Genomic DNA, 16860 nt, shown 5'->3' with positions numbered 1-16860 from the left:
AATTTCTATCGTCAAGTCATACTATCTATGGGCATAGGAAGTTAGTATCGGTAGCTACACAAGTTCTATTAATGAAAAAAACATTCCAAGATCTTACCTCCCTGGACTTTTACAGCAACAAAAAACAAGTCAAGTGGCTGGTCATCGCCTTTTCTTTACTGATAGGTGCAGGGTCTATTTGGTACACCAATAGCCTGGTGGAGGAGCTCCGAGAGCGGGAAAGAAGACAGATAGAATTGCTCTCCAGCGCGTTGGAGTATGCGGCCACCACTATGGAGAATCTCACTTTTATCAATCAGGAGATTATTCAGCAAAACTACTCCATCCCCATAATCATGGTGGATGACTCTGGTAATCCCATTGAGTTCAGGAACATTCCCTTCAAAAAGAATGCAAGTGCTGAGGACTCAGTCAAAACCCTGGAAAAAGAGCTTGCCGAAATGCGGGCGGAATATGAACCTATTCTTTTGCCGGAGGCGGATATCCAAGTGTACTATAGAAATTCCGAGCTGCTCATCAATCTCAAATATTACCCCTATGTGCAATTGGGTGTGATAATGATCTTTGGTGTACTGGCTTATGCACTTTTCAACCAAAGTAAAATTGCGGAGCAAAACCGTGTATGGGCGGGGCTGACTAAGGAAACCGCCCATCAGCTGGGTACTCCCATCGCTTCACTGATGGCCTGGATAGATTACCTGCGAAACTCACCGGTCTGGGAAGAAAACAAGGAAATCATCACTGAAATGGACAAGGATGTGGTGAAACTCAGGATGGTGACCGAGCGATTTAGTAGTATTGGCAGCAAGCCGGTGATTCAGGCAGAGAATCTCTATGAGGTGATCGAGGAGACCATTAATTACCTCAGACCAAGAATCTCCACCAAGGTAGAGCTGAACATCCACTCCGATACCAAAGACCTGGACGCGATGATGAACAAACCGCTATTTGAATGGGTGATAGAGAATATCTGCAAAAATGCTGTGGACGCCATGCGAGGCAAAGGTAAAATCGATATTCAGATCCTTCAGGATAGCGACAAATTCGTAATCGTGGATATTACGGACACTGGCAAAGGTATGGAAAAGCGTATGTACAAACGCGTGTTTAATCCAGGGTTCTCTACCCGGCAGCGTGGCTGGGGGCTGGGACTTACACTGGCCAAACGAATAGTGGAGGGGTATCATGGAGGGAAGATTTTCGTTAAAACCTCGGAAGTGGGCGTAGGTACCACTTTTCGGATTTTGCTCCATGGTAACCATGAGGGAGCTTCGCAGTTTATAACAGAAGGAATTTTGGAATACTAAAGATTTACGAATTACGATTTTGGATTTACGAGGGCAATTGGGACTTCGGCTATTTTGGATAATAGTAAGCTTTTTAATGATGAATGTAGAATGAGAAACAGTGAATGATGAAGTGTACCAAAGGAAGGTCTCAATTCTTAATTTTTCAATTTTAAATTCTTAAATCCCCTTCACCTATTTTTTCCCTACCTTTGCAGCCTTAATTTGATGCCTCCCATGAGTTTGAAAGAAGAAATCCAGAAGCGAAGAACATTTGCCATTATTGCCCACCCGGATGCAGGGAAGACCACCTTGACTGAAAAGTTGTTGCTTTTTGGGGGTGCGATCCAGACTGCGGGCGCAGTGAAATCCAATAAAATCGACACGGGAACGAAGTCTGACTGGATGGCTATCGAAAAGCAAAGAGGCATCTCCGTGGCCACTTCCGTGATGGGATTTGAATACAAGGACGTCAAGATTAACCTGCTGGATACACCGGGTCACCAGGATTTTGCAGAGGATACCTATAGAACGTTGACAGCGGTCGATTCGGTGATTATGGTGATTGACTGCGTGAAAGGAGTAGAGATTCAGACCGAAAAGCTGATGGAAGTTTGTCGGATGAGAAATACACCGGTGATCTGCTTTATCAATAAACTGGACAGAGAAGGCCGTGATCCTTACGAGCTGATCGAGGAAGTAGAACAAAAGCTGAATATTCAATGCCGCCCGCTTTCCTGGCCCATTGGTATGGGAAAGACTTTTAAGGGGGTTTACAATCTCTTTGACCATAAACTCAACCTGTTCACTCCATCTCAGCGCAAACTGAGTGATGTGCGACAGGAATTTGAAAATGTAGATGATCCAAAGCTAGATGAGCTGATCGGGCAAAGCTATGCAGATCAGCTTCGGGAAGATGTGGAATTGATCGAGGGAGTTTACCCTGATTTTGATCCCACAGAATACCTGGAAGGGAAAGTAGCCCCAGTCTTTTTTGGCTCGGCGGTGAATAACTTCGGGATCAATGAGATGCTGGATACTTTTATCAAAATATCCCCGGCTCCGAAAAGCCGCAGAACAGAAGATCGGGAAGTCATGCCAGATGAGAAGAAATTCTCAGGATTTATATTTAAAATCCATGCGAACATGGATCCGAACCACCGCAACAGAATTGCTTTCTTGAGAATCTGCTCTGGAACCTTTGAGCGAAATAAGCCTTACAACCATGTACGGGGGCCAAAACCTTTACGCTTTTCCAATGTGACTCAATTTATGGCGCAGGATAAGGAAATGATCGATGAGGCATTTCCGGGTGATATAGTTGGGCTGTATGATACTGGAAACCTGAAAATCGGGGATACGCTTACCGAAGGTGAAAATATGCAGTTTGTGGGGATTCCCAGTTTCTCTCCTGAGATTTTCCGTGAGGTGGTGAATAAAGACGCCATGAAGACCAAGCAACTGGAAAAAGGGCTTCAGCAGCTGATGGAAGAAGGAGTAGCGCAGCTTTTTACCTTTGATATGGGGTCTAGAAAAGTAGTGGGTACTGTCGGTCAACTTCAGTTTGAAGTCATCCAGTTCCGATTAAAGAACGAATACAATGCCACGGTGGAGTTTCATCCGATGAACTTGTACAAAGCTTGCTGGATCACAAGCAAGGACAAAAAGCAGTTGGATGAATTTGTCCGTTCCAAAAACCGTCACATTGCCCATGACAAGGACGGCAAACTGGTCTTTATGGCCGAGTCAAAAGCCTGGCTTCAGATGGTAATGGATAATTATCCTGAGATAGAGTTTCATTTTACTTCGGAGTATTGATAAGATAAACCCTCCAGGTTTTCGAAACCTGGAGGGTTTGGTTTTCCTAAAACTTGTGAAATCTTGTACAAGAATTGTCAATGTCTATTCTAAATCAAACTGAAAAATATTAGCCTCGCCATCATCATGGTAAGTGTATATTTTCTTTCCGTCTTGAGAAACAGCGATTTGTTCAACTTCTATATTAAGTTGAATCTCTTCAATTCTGTTCCCGTCCCAGTCATATATGTGAAGCTTATTGCTAGAATATGGGTTGTTATCGAAATTTTTTCCCGAGTATAGTAAATAAATCTTTTCATCAGTAACAGAACTACTAATAAAGCCAAATTTGTTGTCGCGCTTTAGGGATGTAGAAATTATATTACTATTTTCATTATCCAATACTGAAGGAGCCCATCCTTCCATTCTTTTGATGACTTTAAAGTCATGTGCATCTATAATGTCAAAGAATGGGGAAAAGTTACTGGTTACTAATATTTTTGATCTGTCAGGCTTAAGAAAAATGTCACCTTGTTGGTTCATAGCAATGTTAGGAGATAAATTTAAGTTTTCGTCATTGAATGGATAAGGGATGTCTAATACAGTAGCTTTAGATTCGTTTTGATTGATAATAGCATATTTATTTGGGAAGATACCTATTCCAAAAAACAAGCTATCTCTAACCCATACTACTTTCTGAAAATTGAAATCTAGTGGTTTACTTGGGGTGGATATACAATCAAAAGTAGAGAAATCAAGAGTTTGAAATCTCCACCTAGACCTGTTGAATAGGGCAAGTTCAATTGTCCCGTCGGTTGAATGGATTAATTGTAGGGAAGTAGGAAATTCAAATTCACAAGGGCCTTGACCGATCTGACCAAAGTGCGTTGTTAACTCATTAGTAGTAAGATCAAAAACTGTAAATAAATATTCGTCTTTTTTATCTGAAACAATCAATTTATCTTCTGCCGTTATAATTTCAAAGGATCGATTAATCTGATCAGATATTGGATTTCTTACACCGCTAATCGATTTTGATATAGGGAATTCATTTGATTTGGCATATTCACTGGTCTTGGGTTTACATGCTAAAATAGCCAGGAAAAATAAGAATGTAATATATCTCATAGGGTATGGATTTTTATCAGCCGGAAGGATGAAAACCCTTCCGGTGAAACTAACTATTTAACATGCTTCTGGTTTCCCGTGGAAGATATGTACAGTTGTAACAGTGTTACCATCGGCATCCTGATCTTCTGTAACGACTCTTTGACACTCTCTACTGCCTTCAGTGCATCTTACACATCCTGCTTCTTGGGAGAAAGTTGGTGTATAAGAAGTGGAGAAAAGTAATCCAAGTAGACCTAGGGCGATGCCATTTAATTTTAATTTTTTCATGATTTTTTAAAATTTAAGTTTGAAAATTGATTCACTTTGCGAATACCTAGGATTTCGCAGATGATCATTGGCCAAAAGATCACTAGCAATATAGGTGGGGGGGGTAAAAAGCAACAAAAATTTAATAATATTTTTAAATTTTAGTAATCAGCAAAAAACACCTTTTCAAACGCAAAATTCTTTCCATTAAATAATCCTTTATCGCTCAGCTTCAAATCCGGAATCACCAGCAAAGCCATAAAACTCAAAGTCATAAAGGGTGAGTGGAGCGTGGCTCCCATTTCCTTGGCCAGTTTGTCGATCCGGGTGTAAGCAGCGGCCACTTCGTAGCCATCCGAAGCAGACATGATTCCTCCCACCGGAAGTGGAAGGATCTCTTCCTGATCTCCCGAGACAGCCGAAACTCCGCCTTTTGCCTGGATGATAAGATTTACCGCCTTGCAGATGGATTCATCATCGATTCCTACCGCGATGATATTGTGTGAGTCATGTCCGACAGAGGAAGCAATTGCCCCGGTTTTCAGGCCAAAGTTCTTAATGAAAGCCAGCGCTGGTGGAGCGTCTTGGTAGCGGTTGACTACCGTGATTTTTAAGATATCCTCCGCAGGATTCGATTCTGCAAAGCCCTCTTTGATGAGTATTTCACCTGAGATTTTCGGAGTGATCAATTGTCCGTCCAAGGCTTCGATTATTCTGACATTCGATCCTTTAGCTTTTAGTCGAAAGTCTTCTGGCTTCTTTAGGGAAGTGTTGAAGTTATTGATGATCCGGTTTTTGATGGGCTGGATCAGCGTCTTTCCATTTTCAGCTACCTTCTTTCCATTGATATAGGTACTGATGACTTGGAAATCCTTCAGGTCCTTCACTAGGATCAAATCCGCGGGGTCGCCTTCTCTGAGTTGGCCCACATTCATGGAGTAATGGGCGATAGGATTTAGGCAAGCAGCCTGAAGTACATGAAAAATATCTTTCCCTCTTGCGACAGCCCTTGCTGCCAATTCATTGATATGAGAAACCGCAAGATTATCGGGGTGCTTGTCGTCCGAGCAAAACATAATGTGATCTGGAAACTCATCGATCAGATCGATCAAGGCCTCAAAGTTTTTGGCTGCAGAACCTTCCCGAATAGCGATTTTCATTCCTAGTTTGATTTTGCCCAGTGCTTCTTCGTGCGTAAAGCACTCATGGTCGGTGCTAGGTCCAGCATTTACGTATTTCTCAGCCAATTCGCCTTTGAGCCCAGGTGCATGACCATCGATGGGTTTACCATATTTTTGGGAGATCCTGATTTTCTCCATGACCAGCTCATCCCGGTTTACCGTCCCGGGCCAGTTCATCATTTCTGCCAAATAATGAATCTCAGGTCGGGCCATCAGGTTTTCTACATCAGCTGCATTGATTTCTCCCCCAGCTGTCTCGAATAGTGTCGCAGGCACACAAGAAGGAGCGCCGAAGTAAAACTTGAAAGTAACCTGTTTTCCGTTTTCTATCATGTATTCCACACCTTGCATTCCGCATACATTTGCGATCTCGTGCGGGTCAGAAATGGTGGCCACAGTGCCATGGACTACCGCCAGCCTAGCAAATTCAGCAGGGACCAGCATGGAGCTCTCCACATGCACATGCGCATCTATAAAGCCGGGCATTATAAAAGGCAAGGAAGGATCCGCTGCTATTTTTTCCAGTTGGGTGATTTTCCCATCTGCTACACTGAGCGAGACGGTATAGATTTCACGGTTTGGGATGTCTACGAATTGACCTTGGATCTGCATAAATGAGTACTGGGCTGTTAATTGGAGAGAATCTGGATTAGAGATTAGCTTCCGGGGTTAGGGGATAGGTTTAGATTAAAACTACTATATTTGCGCAGTAATAAAAAAACGAACCAAGCGGGTTTTTGAATGAATAAAATCGTCATCGCCATCGATGGGTATTCGGGATGTGGGAAGAGCTCCACGGCCAAGGCAGTTGCAAAGGATCTAGGGTACACCTATATCGATACCGGGGCGATGTACAGAGCGGCGACGCTCCATTTTTTGAACAACTACCTCTCCTCAGCTAATCCAAACGACATTGCCAAGGGGCTGAAGACCCTGGAGATATCGTTTCACTTCAATCCTGAAACCCAACTGCAGGAAATTTACCTCAATGGCCTGCATGTGGACGATGAGATCCGTACGATGCGGGTTTCCAACAAAGTGTCGGAGATCGCGGCTATTCCGGCCATTCGCAGTGAACTGGTGGCGCAGCAGCAGAGATTGGGCAAGAAGAAAGGAGTGGTCATGGATGGCAGGGACGTGGGGTCTGTGGTTTTTCCAGATGCGGAGCTCAAGGTGTTCATGACGGCAGATTTGAATACCCGTGCAGAGCGTAGGCAAGCGGAGTTATTAGAAAAAGGAGAGCTGGTGCCTTTGGAAGAGATCCTGGAAAACCTTTCGTCCCGGGATCGGGTTGACTCTACACGGGAGGTAGGTCCTTTGATAAAAGTGGCGGATGCCCTAGAGGTGGATACCAGTAATATTACCTTTGTGGAGCAAGTGGCGCAGATCGTGCAGAAAGCCAGAGAAATCATAGATAAAGAAAATAGCTATGCAGGTAAGCATTGATAAAAATTCAGGTTATTGCTTCGGAGTGGAATTTGCCATAAAAATGGCAGAAGATGAGATGGAGCAGAGCGACAAGCTGTATTGCCTGGGCGATATTGTGCACAATGATATGGAAGTGAAGCGGCTCAGTGCTAAAGGACTGGTTGTGATAGACCGGGAAGAGCTGGCGGATCTGCACGATTGCAAGGTGCTGATCAGAGCGCATGGGGAGCCGCCAGAAACCTACAAAACCGCTATTGAGAATAATATAGAGCTGATCGATGCCTCCTGTCCAGTGGTGCTGAAGCTACAGCATAGAGTGAAGACTGCCTTTGATAAGATGGAAAGAGAAGAGGGGCAAATCGTTATTTACGGTAAAAAAGGCCATGCAGAAGTGATAGGGCTCACCGGGCAGACTTTGGAAAAGGCCATCGTGGTGATGGAAGAATCAGATCTGGATAAGATTGATTTTACCCGTCCGGTGACACTGTTCAGCCAGACCACCAAGAGTACCAAAGGCTTTTATGAGCTTTCGCAGAAAATAGAGGAGAGAATCAAATCCGCTAAAGGTGAAGTCACGCAGGTGGATTATAATGCCAATGACTCCATCTGTAGGCAGGTGTCCAACAGAGAGCCTCAGCTGCAGCGTTTTGCTGAGGAAAATGATGTGATCATATTCGTGTCGGGCAAAAAGAGCTCTAACGGCAAGGCGCTTTATCAGGTATGCCTAGGAGAAAACCCCAGAAGTTACTTTATAGAAAATGAATCAGAACTGGACCCGGCGTGGTTCAGCTCCAGTGATAAAATCGGGATTTGCGGAGCTACTTCTACACCGATGTGGCTCATGGAACAAGTAAAATCACATATAGAAGCCATGGAAGAGGAAGTTTTATCGATTTAAAATACATTCCTTTAAAAACCCAAAAAGCCATTCTTCTAAAAGTTCAAACATTAAAGTTCATATACCCTCGAATTAAAAAGGTTATTTATTAGATTTGGGGCGTTTTTCAAAAGCTCATAGTTCAAAAACAGATATGTCTAAAATAGTGAAGCTTAAGAAAGGTTTTGACATCAACCTGGCGGGAAAGGCTAAGCAAGAGCTGGCTGACTTCGCCTCTGCTCAAACCTTCGCCATTAAGCCGACTGACTTTATTGGGTTGCAACGCCCTAAAGTTCTTGTCAAAGAAGGAGATACCGTAAAGGCCGGTACTCCAATCCTGATCGACAAAGCCATGGATCAGGTAATTTATGTGGCTCCTGTTTCCGGCGAAATCGTCGAAGTGAAAAGAGGAGATCGGCGTAAGCTACTTGAGATCAGAATTTTGGCTGATAGTACCATCACCCACGAACAGTCAGAAAAGCTAGACCTGGCATCTCTGGATAGAGAAGCATTGGTGGCTAAACTGGCTGCAAGCGGAGTATGGCCCAATATCATCCAAAGACCATACGGTATAGTCGCCAATCCGGAAGATACTCCTAAGAGTATTTTTGTGTCAGCTTTTGATACCCATCCTCTAGCTCCAGATTATGCATTCACCCTTAAGGGGCAAGAGCAGTACCTGCAGGCTGGATTTGATGTGCTGGCAAAACTGACTAGCGGAAAGGTTCATCTCAATGTGGATGGAGCTAAGGCTGTGCCTTCCATATTCTCAGCTATCAAAGGTGTCCAGCTGAATAAATTCGAAGGGCCGCACCCGGCTGGGAACGTAGGGGTACAGATCCATCACCTAGATCCGATAAACAAGGGAGAGATTGCGTGGACAGTAAATCCGCAAGGAGTAGCCCAGATCGGTAAATTTGCCTTGGAAGGTGTCTATGATGCTGCTAAGGTGATCGCAGTGACAGGTTCTGAACTGACCAAACCGGCTTATGTGAAGACCTATCTAGGTGCTTGTGTTTCTTCCTTTGTCAAGGGGAACTTGAATTCCGGGCATGTCAGAGTAATCTCAGGTAATGTACTTACCGGGGAGAAAATAGCACTTGAAGGATTTTTGGGGTACTACCATAATCAGATCACTGTTATTCCGGAAGGCGATTACTATGAGTTTATGGGTTGGGCTAAGCCATCTACCCGATTGAGCTTCCACAGGGCATTAGGCTTGCTATCCTTCCTTTCTCCTAAGAAAGAGCATGTGCTGGATTCCAATGCCAGAGGTGAAGAGAGAGCTTTCGTACAGACGGGGGTTTTCGAATCAGTGACTCCTATGGATATTCTGCCAGTTTATCTTCTGAAGGCCATCATGGCCAATGATTTTGACGAAATGGAAGAATTGGGGATTTATGAAATCATAGAAGAAGATTTGGCTCTATGTGAGTTTGTAGATGTGTCCAAGCATCCGGTGCAAGAGCTAGTAAGAAAAGGAATTGAATTAATCCAATACAGTTAATCCATATGAAGTTTCTAAGAGATTTAATGGACAAGCAAAAGCCACTTTTCGAAAAAGGTGGAAAGCTTGAGAAATTATATTACGCGTTTGAGGCAGGGGAGACTTTTCTTTTCAGCCCAAATCATACTACAGGGATCAAAGGTGCTCAGGTAAAGGACGCTATTGACCTGAAGCGAATGATGATCACCGTGGTGATTGCCATGATTCCATGTTTGTTATTTGGAATTTACAATACCGGTCATCAACATCTATTGGCTACTGGGGGTACCGCAGGCCTTTGGGAGGATTTTGGAGACAAAACCCTGGTAGGTTTGAAGCTGGTGTTGCCATTGGTAATTGTAGCTTATGCAGCAGGTGGTCTAGTCGAAGCAGTGTTTGCTGTGATCCGTAAGCACCCTATCAACGAAGGTTTCCTAGTGACAGGGATGTTGATTCCATTGGTAGTTCCGGCGACTACACCATTATGGCAGGTGGCCTTGGCTACCGTGTTTGCTGTAGTGATTGCAAAGGAGGTTTTCGGTGGTACAGGGATGAATATCCTGAATGTAGCCATGACAGCCAGAGCATTCCTTTATTTCGCATATCCTGCTCAGATCTCAGGAGATCAAGTTTGGACTTACTTGGGTGATAAAATGCCAGTAGATGGCTTTTCAGGAGCCACAGCGCTTTCGGTTGTTTATAACGCAGGAGTTGACGGAACCCAGTCGGCAGTAGAAGCTTTGGCGCAGCACAATACCGCGCTAGGCGCAGATCTATTCAGCTTTACCAATTTATTCATGGGCTGGATCCCAGGTTCAGTAGGAGAGACTTCTACTTTGATGGCCTTGATCGGAGCTTTGATTCTGATCGGAACAGGTGTAGCGAGCTGGAAAATCATTGTTTCTGGATTTGCTGGAGCCTATGTGATGGGCTTTGTGATGAATCTATTTGCAGTGAATGAATATATGGCTTTGCCTCCTGAGTACCACTGGGTGATGGGTGGCTTGGCTTTCGGTGTGGTGTTTATGGCGACAGACCCGGTGTCTGCGTCACAGACAGAAACCGGAAAATGGATTTACGGTCTTTTGATCGGTATGTTAACAGTAATCATTCGAGTGACCAACCCTGCATATCCTGAGGGAATCATGCTAGCAGTTCTATTTATGAATGTGTTCGCTCCTTTGATTGATTATTATGTGGTAAAAGCAAACAAAACAAGGAGGTTACAACGTGCAACAGTCTAATACATATATTATTACGTTTTCCGTCATTTTGACGGTGGTGTTGGGTTTATTACTTTCGGGTACTTCCCAGCTACTTGGGCCAATGCAAAAAGAAGCCATTGCGCTTGATAATAAAAAGCAGATTCTGGGTGCTGTGATCTCTGGGGAAGAAATCGCAGCCATGACTCCTCAGGAAGTTAATGCTTTCTATGAAAGTAGGATTGCTTCCAGGGTAGTAGATATCAACGGTGAAGAAGTGGCAGAGCGGGATGGCGTAGCAGTCACTGCTGAAAGTGTAGATATTGCTAAAAACTACAAAAAGCCGGCTGAAGAAAGATTATACCCAGTGTATATTTTCCATGCAGAAGGAAACAACGAGGATGTAGAAAACTATATTCTCCCGCTTTATGGAGCAGGCTTATGGGATGCCATCTGGGGTTATGTCGCTTTGGAAACAGATATGAATACCGTTGGCGGGATTACCTTGGCCCACGCTGGGGAGACTCCAGGTCTGGGTGCTAGAATCACCGAGCCAGGGGTGCAAGAAAGATATGTAGGTAAGAGTATCTATGATGAATCCGGCGACCTAGTGGCAGTAGAAATGCAAAAAGGTGAAGGCAAAGATTATTCTGGTGATCCTCATCAAGTAGATGGATTGTCTGGTGCCACCATCACTGCCAAAGGCGTAAATAACATGCTGAAGAATTACCTCGGCTATTATCAAGCATACATTGAAAGTCAGAAATCATCTCAATCGGTAGCTGCTCTTTAATCGAACATCAACTCACTAATTATTTTAAATATGAGTGCTGAAACATTAGAAAAAAAGCCTGCAGAGGCGCTGCTGTCAAAACGCAGAAAAAAACTGGTCACTGACCCTTTGATTGACGATAACCCGATCACCATACAGGTATTGGGAATCTGTTCTGCATTGGCAGTTACCACACAGATGAAGCCGACTTTGGTTATGGCTATTGCGGTAATCTTCGTAATTGTGATGTCCAATTTGTTGATCTCATTACTCAGAAATACTATCCCTGGCCGGGTTCGTATCATTGTACAGCTGGCTGTAGTGGCTACCTTGGTGACTTTGGTAAATGAGGTGCTGAAGGCCTTTGCTTATGACATGTATAAGGAGCTTTCTGTATTCGTAGGATTGATTATCACCAACTGTATCGTAATGGGTCGCCTGGAAGCTTTCGCTTTGGGTAACAAGCCTTATGATTCGATACTTGATGGTTTCGGATCAGCATTGGGGTATTCTTGGATTATCTTGACCGTGGCTTTCTTTAGAGAATTACTAGGGTCTGGCTCCGTGTTTGGGATTCCGCTTTACGATTACGCTTCCAGCTTATTTGGTCCAGATTTTAAATTGGCCACTAATGGTCTGATGGTGTCTCCGGTAGGTGCGTTTATGGTTCTTGGATTGATCATCTGGGTACAGCGTACTAAAACAGGATATGTAGAACACTAATAACCAACTGAAGAAATGGATTTATTTAACTTAGGTATTCGGTCGATCTTTATCGACAATATGGTTTTCGCTTACTTCCTTGGGATGTGTTCTTTCCTGGCCGTATCCAAAAAAGTAAGTACAGCCATCGGTCTGGGAGCTGCGGTTATTTTCGTATTGACAGTTACTGTTCCGGTCAATTGGCTTTTAAATGAGTATGTACTGAAAGAGGGGGCTTTGTCATGGGTAAATGCTAGCCTGGCTTCAGTAGACCTTACTTTCTTAAGATTTATCATGTTCATTGCGATTATCGCTGCCATGGTTCAGTTGGTAGAGATGGTGGTGGAGAAATTTGCTCCAGCACTTTACGGTGCATTGGGTATTTTCCTTCCTTTGATCGCGGTAAACTGTGCGATTCTTGGTGGTTCCCTTTTCATGGCTCAGAGAGACTATACACTGGCTGAATCTGCAGTTTACGGCTTTGGTTCCGGTACAGGTTTCTGTTTGGCGATTGTTGCTTTGGCAGCTATCCGCGAAAAACTGAAATATTCTAATGTGCCAAATGGACTTAAGGGGTTAGGTATCACTATGATTCTTACCGGTCTGATGGGCTTGGCATTCATGTCCTTTATGGGGATTGATTTGTAACAGTTCATTTAAGTTTAGAGATAGTTGAAGCCTTGAGATCTTTCTCAGGGCTTTTTTTGTTTTTAGCGGTAATATGATCTCCCAAATCCTTTTGTAACTTTTGGGCTCAAACTTATTAACTCAGTAACCCTGTGCTTTTATGAAAACCCTTTTGACATTTTGCTGCTTCGTAGCACTTACATTTTCTGTTTCCGCTCAAGATGGAGAGTGGATAGAGCTCTTCAATGGTAAGAATTTGGACGGCTGGAAAATTTCTGAAAACTCCCAATCCTTTCAAGTGGAAGATGGTGTAATCAAAGTCGCTGGACCTCGTGGCCATGCTTTTTATAATGGAGAAGTTGCCAATCATGACTTCAACAATTTTGAGGTAATCGCAGAAGTGAAAACCATGCCTGGAGCCAATTCCGGGATTTTCATTCATACCGAATACCAGGAAGATGGCTGGCCAAATGTAGGCTATGAAATCCAAGTGAACCAAAGTCATGGTGACTGGAGAAAGACCGGTAGTGTGTATTCCTTCCAGGATGTTCGTGAGGTCTATGTGGAAGATGGGGAATGGTACACCGAGCATATCATCGTAGAAGGTGATGTGGTGACTGTGAAGATCAATGGCGAAACAGTCAATGTCTATGACCAGTCCAAAGATGAGAATCGTAAAGGTGATCTGGGTTCCAAAAAAGTTGATCATGGGACTATCGCTCTTCAGGCTCACGATCCTAAGTCGGTGATCTATTACAAAAGTGTAAAAGTGAAACTTTTGCCAGATTGATAAATTGTCTTGATTTCTTCAAATACTACTTAAATCCTGATTATTATTGAGCAATAATCAGGATTTTTATTTTCAGGCTATGGCATTCACTTATAAGCGCATCATTTCATATTTCCTAAGAGGATTACTGTTCATCACTCCAGTAGCTGTTACAGTTTACATCATATTCCAGACCATTCTTTTCCTGGATAATTTGATTCCCGTACCCTTACCTGGAATAGGGATATTGATGGTATTGGCACTGATCACCTTTGTTGGCTACCTGGCAAGTCTATTTTTTGCCAAACCTATATTTGATTGGTTCGAGAGAGGTTTGATCAAAATCCCCTTAGTGAATCTGATCTACACCAGTATTAAGGATCTAATGGGAGCTTTTGTAGGGGATAAGAAGAAATTTTCCTCACCTGTCAAAGTACAGCTGAGTGACACGTTTATTCGATTGGGATTTATCACCCAAGAAGATATGTCCATCGTTGGTGAACCTGATATGGTGGCTGTTTATTTTCCCCACAGCTATAATGTTTCGGGTAATGTATTCTTGGTTCCCAAAGATAAAGTAACGCCCTTGCTCGATGTGAAAAGCTCAGATGTGATGAAGTTTATGGTGAGTGGAGGGGTGTCTCCCTTGGGCAAGCAATAGTTATGAATTCACTTCCACCACAAACTCTCCTTTTTCTGTAAACTTCCCGATTTCCCAGATGACCTGGCCTTGCTGCTTCATGGTTTCTTCAAACCATAATTGGTTCCCCCCTTTTACAGCAATTAATAGCCCGCCGCTGGTCTGCGGATCACAAAGTTTGACTAAATCCATTCCTACCACACCTTTTGTTTTGGCACTGTAGGCATTCCAGTTGCGGTAGGTATTGTCAGGGAAAATAAACTGATTGATGTATTCTTGAACACCTGCTATCATGGGAAGTTTATGAAGATCGATTTCTGCCGAGACTCTTGAACCCTCGCACATTTCTATCAAATGACCCAGGAGCCCGAAACCTGTCACATCCGTCATGGCATGAACCTCTTCGTGGTTGCCTAAAATTTCTCCTATACTATTCAACCTACAAGCTGTATCTAGTAAACTCAGATAATCTTGGTCAGAAATTTTTTGACGCTTTAGTGCGGTGGCCAAAACGCCCACACCAAGTGGTTTAGTGAGGTATATAACATCTCCGGCTTTTGCACCTTGATTCTTTTTGATTTTATGGGGATGGACAACACCATTCACCGAAAGACCAAAAATCGGATCTTTTGCAGCAATGGAATGTCCTCCAGCTAATTCTATTCCGGCTGTTTTGCAAATGCTTTTTGCCCCTTCCATGACTTTGGCAGCAAGTTCTGGAACCAGCTTTTCTACTGGCCAACTGAGAATAGCATTGGCAAAAATAGGCTTGCCACCCATCGCATAGACATCCGAGAGGGCATTAGCTGCGGCTATTCTGCCAAAGTCAAAAGGATCGTCCACGATAGGAGTGAAAAAGTCCACTGTATTGATTACCGCCAGATCTTCTGAGACTTGATAAACTGCTGCATCATCTTTTCCTGAGTTTCCTACCAATAATTTAGGGTCAGATTGGGAAAATGAGCCGCTTGAGTTAAGTATTTGATCTAATATGGCTGGTGCGATTTTACAGCCACAGCCAGAGCCTTCACTCCATTCAGTGAGTCGGGTTGGTGTATTTTCCATGAAATTGAGACTTTGCTTCAAGTAGTTTTTTTGTGGAAGTTTCTTCGTCCATCCCAGACAGGTCTAACTGGATAGTTTTTCCGGCTTCATGCTTCTCCAAGTCAAACGTATAAGCCTTGTCATAGTAGATCAGCAGGTTTGCGATCCAGTCAGAGTGATTTTCTTCTACGATTGCTTCTATTGCCTGAGAAGTTCTTAACCCACCCAAGCGCTTTTTCAAGCGTAAAACGGCAAGTATTAATTCATCTGTAGGCAAGCACGCATATTCCTCTGCGATCAAAGCGATGCGTTCTTGCGCTGATTTCTGAATGTCGATCAAAGGAGCCTCCAACATTTGCTCATAGAATTTGTCAGGAAGTACTAGTCTTCCGATTTTTCGGCTTTCGTTTTCTACCCAGATTTCTTTTGCTGGATTTAGCTGCCTCAGCGCTTCTGCAAATAGGTTTTCAAATTGCTCTACGGTGGGTTGCGCAGGTTGGCCAATTGAGCCAAAGGAAGATCCCTTATGATTTGCCAATCCTTCCAGATCGATGATTTGCTCGCCTGATTCTTGGAGTTTTTGAAGCAACCTGGTTTTTCCGGTTCCTGTTTTTCCTCCTAAAATAAGGAGGTTCCAGTCTTTTCTTACCAGTTCATAAGTGTGGGTTCTGTAAGTTTTGTAACCTCCCTTGAGACGGAAAACTTCAAAACCTACCATGGTCAGAAGCCAGGAAAGAATCTGACTTCGCATGCCACCACGCCAGCAATAGACAATGACTTTTTTCTTGGGGAATTGGGTTAGAGCATCCCGTAAGATTACATGAAATCTTGGCCCAACCAGTTCGAAGCCTTTGAGAGTGGCTTCCTCAGAACCTTTTTCCTTGTATAATGTGCCTACCGCTATGCGTTCAGCATTAGTGAGGATGGGGATATTGATGGCTCCAGGAATATGACTTTGCTCAAATTCTCCTTCACTTCTGGCGTCGATCATAGGGAACTGTTCTCGCAAACTCCAAAATTCATCTAAAGAAATTAATTGCTCGGCCATCATCGAATATAAAAAACATTCATGAATTGAGACTTCCTTTTTCGGGTAGGCAGGAGATTATTGGTAATGAAAAGACTCGCCAAGTCCTGCTTTTGTAGAAGCAGGACAACCGCAACTATGACCTATGCGAAAAGCGCTGTGGCCACTGCGGGAAAAAAACAAAAAAACCGCAAGAAAATCCTTGCGGCTCTGAATGTATTATTGTCAACTGATTACAGCTGAGCGTCTAGTTTTTGGGACAGCACAGATTTTGGCACTGCTCCGACCTGCTTATCTACGATCTCTCCACCTTTGAAGAATAGGAGAGTTGGGATAGATCTGATGCCGAAAGCCTGAGCTACAGCTGGATTTGCATCCACGTCCACTTTACCGATCACTGCTTTGCCATCATAATCTCCGGCTAATTCTTCCACCACTGGGCCGATCATTTTACATGGTCCGCACCATTCTGCCCAGAAATCTACTAGGATGGGCTGTTCAGATTTGATGATTTCTTCAAAGTTTGCGTCGGTAATTTCGATTGCTTTTGCCATTGTATGTTTGGTTTTTAATTTCTCAGATTTCAAATATATGTGCAAAAGCCCATAGCCCGGTAATTAGTTCCGCGGGTTTTGATTTTTTTGT

At 43.5% G+C, this 16860-nt stretch carries 17 protein-coding genes; 11 read left to right on the top strand and 6 right to left on the bottom strand.

The features are described from left to right. Window positions 1-71: 71 nt before the first annotated feature. Window positions 72-1307 carry a sensor histidine kinase gene (locus PBT90_RS15295; RefSeq protein ID WP_264807365.1) on the top strand — a complete coding sequence of 412 codons (1236 nt, stop codon included), beginning with the start codon at window positions 72-74 and terminating at the stop codon, window positions 1305-1307. 216 nt (window positions 1308-1523) lie between these two features. After that, on the top strand, window positions 1524-3104 hold the full coding sequence (locus tag PBT90_RS15290) for a peptide chain release factor 3 (RefSeq protein WP_264807364.1): 1581 nt from the start codon (window positions 1524-1526) through the stop codon (window positions 3102-3104). An 84-nt stretch (window positions 3105-3188) separates the two neighbouring features. On the opposite strand, the gene PBT90_RS15285 is transcribed toward PBT90_RS15290, so the two are convergent. The 3 genes from PBT90_RS15285 to ade all read right to left on the bottom strand — a co-directional run bounded on the left by PBT90_RS15285 (window position 3189) and on the right by ade (window position 6253). Next, entirely contained in the window at window positions 3189-4211 is a 1023-nt protein-coding gene (locus PBT90_RS15285; RefSeq protein ID WP_264807363.1) for a TolB-like 6-bladed beta-propeller domain-containing protein, read from the bottom strand. 57 nt (window positions 4212-4268) lie between these two features. Then, window positions 4269-4481, bottom strand: coding sequence for a hypothetical protein (locus PBT90_RS15280; protein ID WP_264807362.1), 213 nt, complete (start codon window positions 4479-4481; stop codon window positions 4269-4271). 140 nt (window positions 4482-4621) lie between these two features. Then, on the bottom strand, window positions 4622-6253 hold the full coding sequence (gene ade, locus PBT90_RS15275; protein ID WP_264807361.1) for an adenine deaminase: 1632 nt from the start codon (window positions 6251-6253) through the stop codon (window positions 4622-4624). Window positions 6254-6382: 129 nt separating this feature from the next. Here ade and cmk point away from each other — a divergent pair, with 129 nt between their 5' ends. The 9 genes from cmk (at window position 6383) to PBT90_RS15230 (ending at window position 14165) form a co-directional block, all read left to right on the top strand. Next, the gene (gene cmk, locus PBT90_RS15270) at window positions 6383-7087 is read left to right on the top strand and encodes a (d)CMP kinase (protein WP_264807360.1); all 705 of its coding nucleotides are present in this window, start codon (window positions 6383-6385) and stop codon (window positions 7085-7087) included. Then, complete coding sequence (locus tag PBT90_RS15265; RefSeq protein ID WP_264807359.1) at window positions 7071-7967, top strand: 4-hydroxy-3-methylbut-2-enyl diphosphate reductase; 897 nt, start codon at window positions 7071-7073, stop codon at window positions 7965-7967. Before cmk ends, PBT90_RS15265 begins: the two co-directional genes overlap by 17 nt. Window positions 7968-8100: 133 nt before the next feature. Continuing rightward, a complete protein-coding gene (locus tag PBT90_RS15260; RefSeq protein ID WP_264807358.1) occupies window positions 8101-9453 on the top strand; it encodes a Na(+)-translocating NADH-quinone reductase subunit A in 1353 nt (450 codons plus the stop codon). A gap of 5 nt (window positions 9454-9458) precedes the next feature. Beyond that, entirely contained in the window at window positions 9459-10676 is a 1218-nt protein-coding gene (locus PBT90_RS15255) for an NADH:ubiquinone reductase (Na(+)-transporting) subunit B (RefSeq protein WP_264807357.1), read from the top strand. After that, entirely contained in the window at window positions 10663-11427 is a 765-nt protein-coding gene (nqrC, locus tag PBT90_RS15250) for an NADH:ubiquinone reductase (Na(+)-transporting) subunit C (protein ID WP_264807356.1), read from the top strand. Before PBT90_RS15255 ends, nqrC begins: the two co-directional genes overlap by 14 nt. A gap of 30 nt (window positions 11428-11457) precedes the next feature. Next, the gene (locus PBT90_RS15245; RefSeq protein WP_264807355.1) at window positions 11458-12129 is read left to right on the top strand and encodes an NADH:ubiquinone reductase (Na(+)-transporting) subunit D; all 672 of its coding nucleotides are present in this window, start codon (window positions 11458-11460) and stop codon (window positions 12127-12129) included. 15 nt (window positions 12130-12144) lie between these two features. Continuing rightward, complete coding sequence (nqrE, locus tag PBT90_RS15240; protein WP_264807354.1) at window positions 12145-12756, top strand: NADH:ubiquinone reductase (Na(+)-transporting) subunit E; 612 nt, start codon at window positions 12145-12147, stop codon at window positions 12754-12756. A gap of 139 nt (window positions 12757-12895) precedes the next feature. Then, on the top strand, window positions 12896-13525 hold the full coding sequence (locus PBT90_RS15235; RefSeq protein WP_264807353.1) for a 3-keto-disaccharide hydrolase: 630 nt from the start codon (window positions 12896-12898) through the stop codon (window positions 13523-13525). 79 nt (window positions 13526-13604) lie between these two features. Continuing rightward, window positions 13605-14165, top strand: a complete 561-nt coding sequence (locus PBT90_RS15230) for a DUF502 domain-containing protein (protein ID WP_264811464.1) — start codon at window positions 13605-13607, stop codon at window positions 14163-14165. On the opposite strand, the gene selD is transcribed toward PBT90_RS15230, so the two are convergent. The 3 genes from selD to trxA all read right to left on the bottom strand — a co-directional run bounded on the left by selD (window position 14166) and on the right by trxA (window position 16769). Next, window positions 14166-15209 (bottom strand): selenide, water dikinase SelD, encoded by a 1044-nt coding sequence (selD, locus tag PBT90_RS15225; RefSeq protein ID WP_264807352.1) that lies wholly within the window; start codon window positions 15207-15209, stop codon window positions 14166-14168. Beyond that, on the bottom strand, window positions 15181-16236 hold the full coding sequence (gene mnmH, locus PBT90_RS15220; RefSeq protein ID WP_264807350.1) for a tRNA 2-selenouridine(34) synthase MnmH: 1056 nt from the start codon (window positions 16234-16236) through the stop codon (window positions 15181-15183). The genes selD and mnmH overlap by 29 nt, the downstream gene beginning before the upstream one ends. 212 nt (window positions 16237-16448) lie before the next feature. Next, window positions 16449-16769 carry a thioredoxin gene (gene trxA, locus PBT90_RS15215; RefSeq protein WP_264807349.1) on the bottom strand — a complete coding sequence of 107 codons (321 nt, stop codon included), beginning with the start codon at window positions 16767-16769 and terminating at the stop codon, window positions 16449-16451. Window positions 16770-16860: the final 91 nt, after the last annotated feature.

The sequence above is a fragment of the Algoriphagus sp. TR-M9 genome, from assembly GCF_027594545.1.
In the GTDB taxonomy this organism is placed as follows: domain Bacteria; phylum Bacteroidota; class Bacteroidia; order Cytophagales; family Cyclobacteriaceae; genus Algoriphagus; species Algoriphagus halophytocola.
Note: the sequence above shows the minus strand (reverse complement) of the source record. Positions and strands in the feature narration are given on the sequence as shown.

What these genes read in the sequence shown, in the direction of transcription:
- PBT90_RS15230 (WP_264811464.1), top strand. Translation starts at nt 13,605, where the DNA reads ATGGCATTCACTTATAAGCGCATCATTTCATATTTCCTAAGAGGATTA.
- PBT90_RS15235 (WP_264807353.1), top strand. Translation starts at nt 12,896, where the DNA reads ATGAAAACCCTTTTGACATTTTGCTGCTTCGTAGCACTTACATTTTCT.
- trxA (WP_264807349.1), bottom strand. Translation starts at nt 16,769, where the DNA reads ATGGCAAAAGCAATCGAAATTACCGACGCAAACTTTGAAGAAATCATC.
- selD (WP_264807352.1), bottom strand. Translation starts at nt 15,209, where the DNA reads ATGGAAAATACACCAACCCGACTCACTGAATGGAGTGAAGGCTCTGGC.
- nqrE (WP_264807354.1), top strand. Translation starts at nt 12,145, where the DNA reads ATGGATTTATTTAACTTAGGTATTCGGTCGATCTTTATCGACAATATG.
- PBT90_RS15295 (WP_264807365.1), top strand. Translation starts at nt 72, where the DNA reads ATGAAAAAAACATTCCAAGATCTTACCTCCCTGGACTTTTACAGCAAC.
- cmk (WP_264807360.1), top strand. Translation starts at nt 6,383, where the DNA reads ATGAATAAAATCGTCATCGCCATCGATGGGTATTCGGGATGTGGGAAG.
- PBT90_RS15290 (WP_264807364.1), top strand. Translation starts at nt 1,524, where the DNA reads ATGAGTTTGAAAGAAGAAATCCAGAAGCGAAGAACATTTGCCATTATT.
- PBT90_RS15260 (WP_264807358.1), top strand. Translation starts at nt 8,101, where the DNA reads ATGTCTAAAATAGTGAAGCTTAAGAAAGGTTTTGACATCAACCTGGCG.
- PBT90_RS15285 (WP_264807363.1), bottom strand. Translation starts at nt 4,211, where the DNA reads ATGAGATATATTACATTCTTATTTTTCCTGGCTATTTTAGCATGTAAA.
- ade (WP_264807361.1), bottom strand. Translation starts at nt 6,253, where the DNA reads ATGCAGATCCAAGGTCAATTCGTAGACATCCCAAACCGTGAAATCTAT.
- mnmH (WP_264807350.1), bottom strand. Translation starts at nt 16,236, where the DNA reads ATGGCCGAGCAATTAATTTCTTTAGATGAATTTTGGAGTTTGCGAGAA.
- PBT90_RS15280 (WP_264807362.1), bottom strand. Translation starts at nt 4,481, where the DNA reads ATGAAAAAATTAAAATTAAATGGCATCGCCCTAGGTCTACTTGGATTA.
- PBT90_RS15255 (WP_264807357.1), top strand. Translation starts at nt 9,459, where the DNA reads ATGAAGTTTCTAAGAGATTTAATGGACAAGCAAAAGCCACTTTTCGAA.
- PBT90_RS15245 (WP_264807355.1), top strand. Translation starts at nt 11,458, where the DNA reads ATGAGTGCTGAAACATTAGAAAAAAAGCCTGCAGAGGCGCTGCTGTCA.
- PBT90_RS15265 (WP_264807359.1), top strand. Translation starts at nt 7,071, where the DNA reads ATGCAGGTAAGCATTGATAAAAATTCAGGTTATTGCTTCGGAGTGGAA.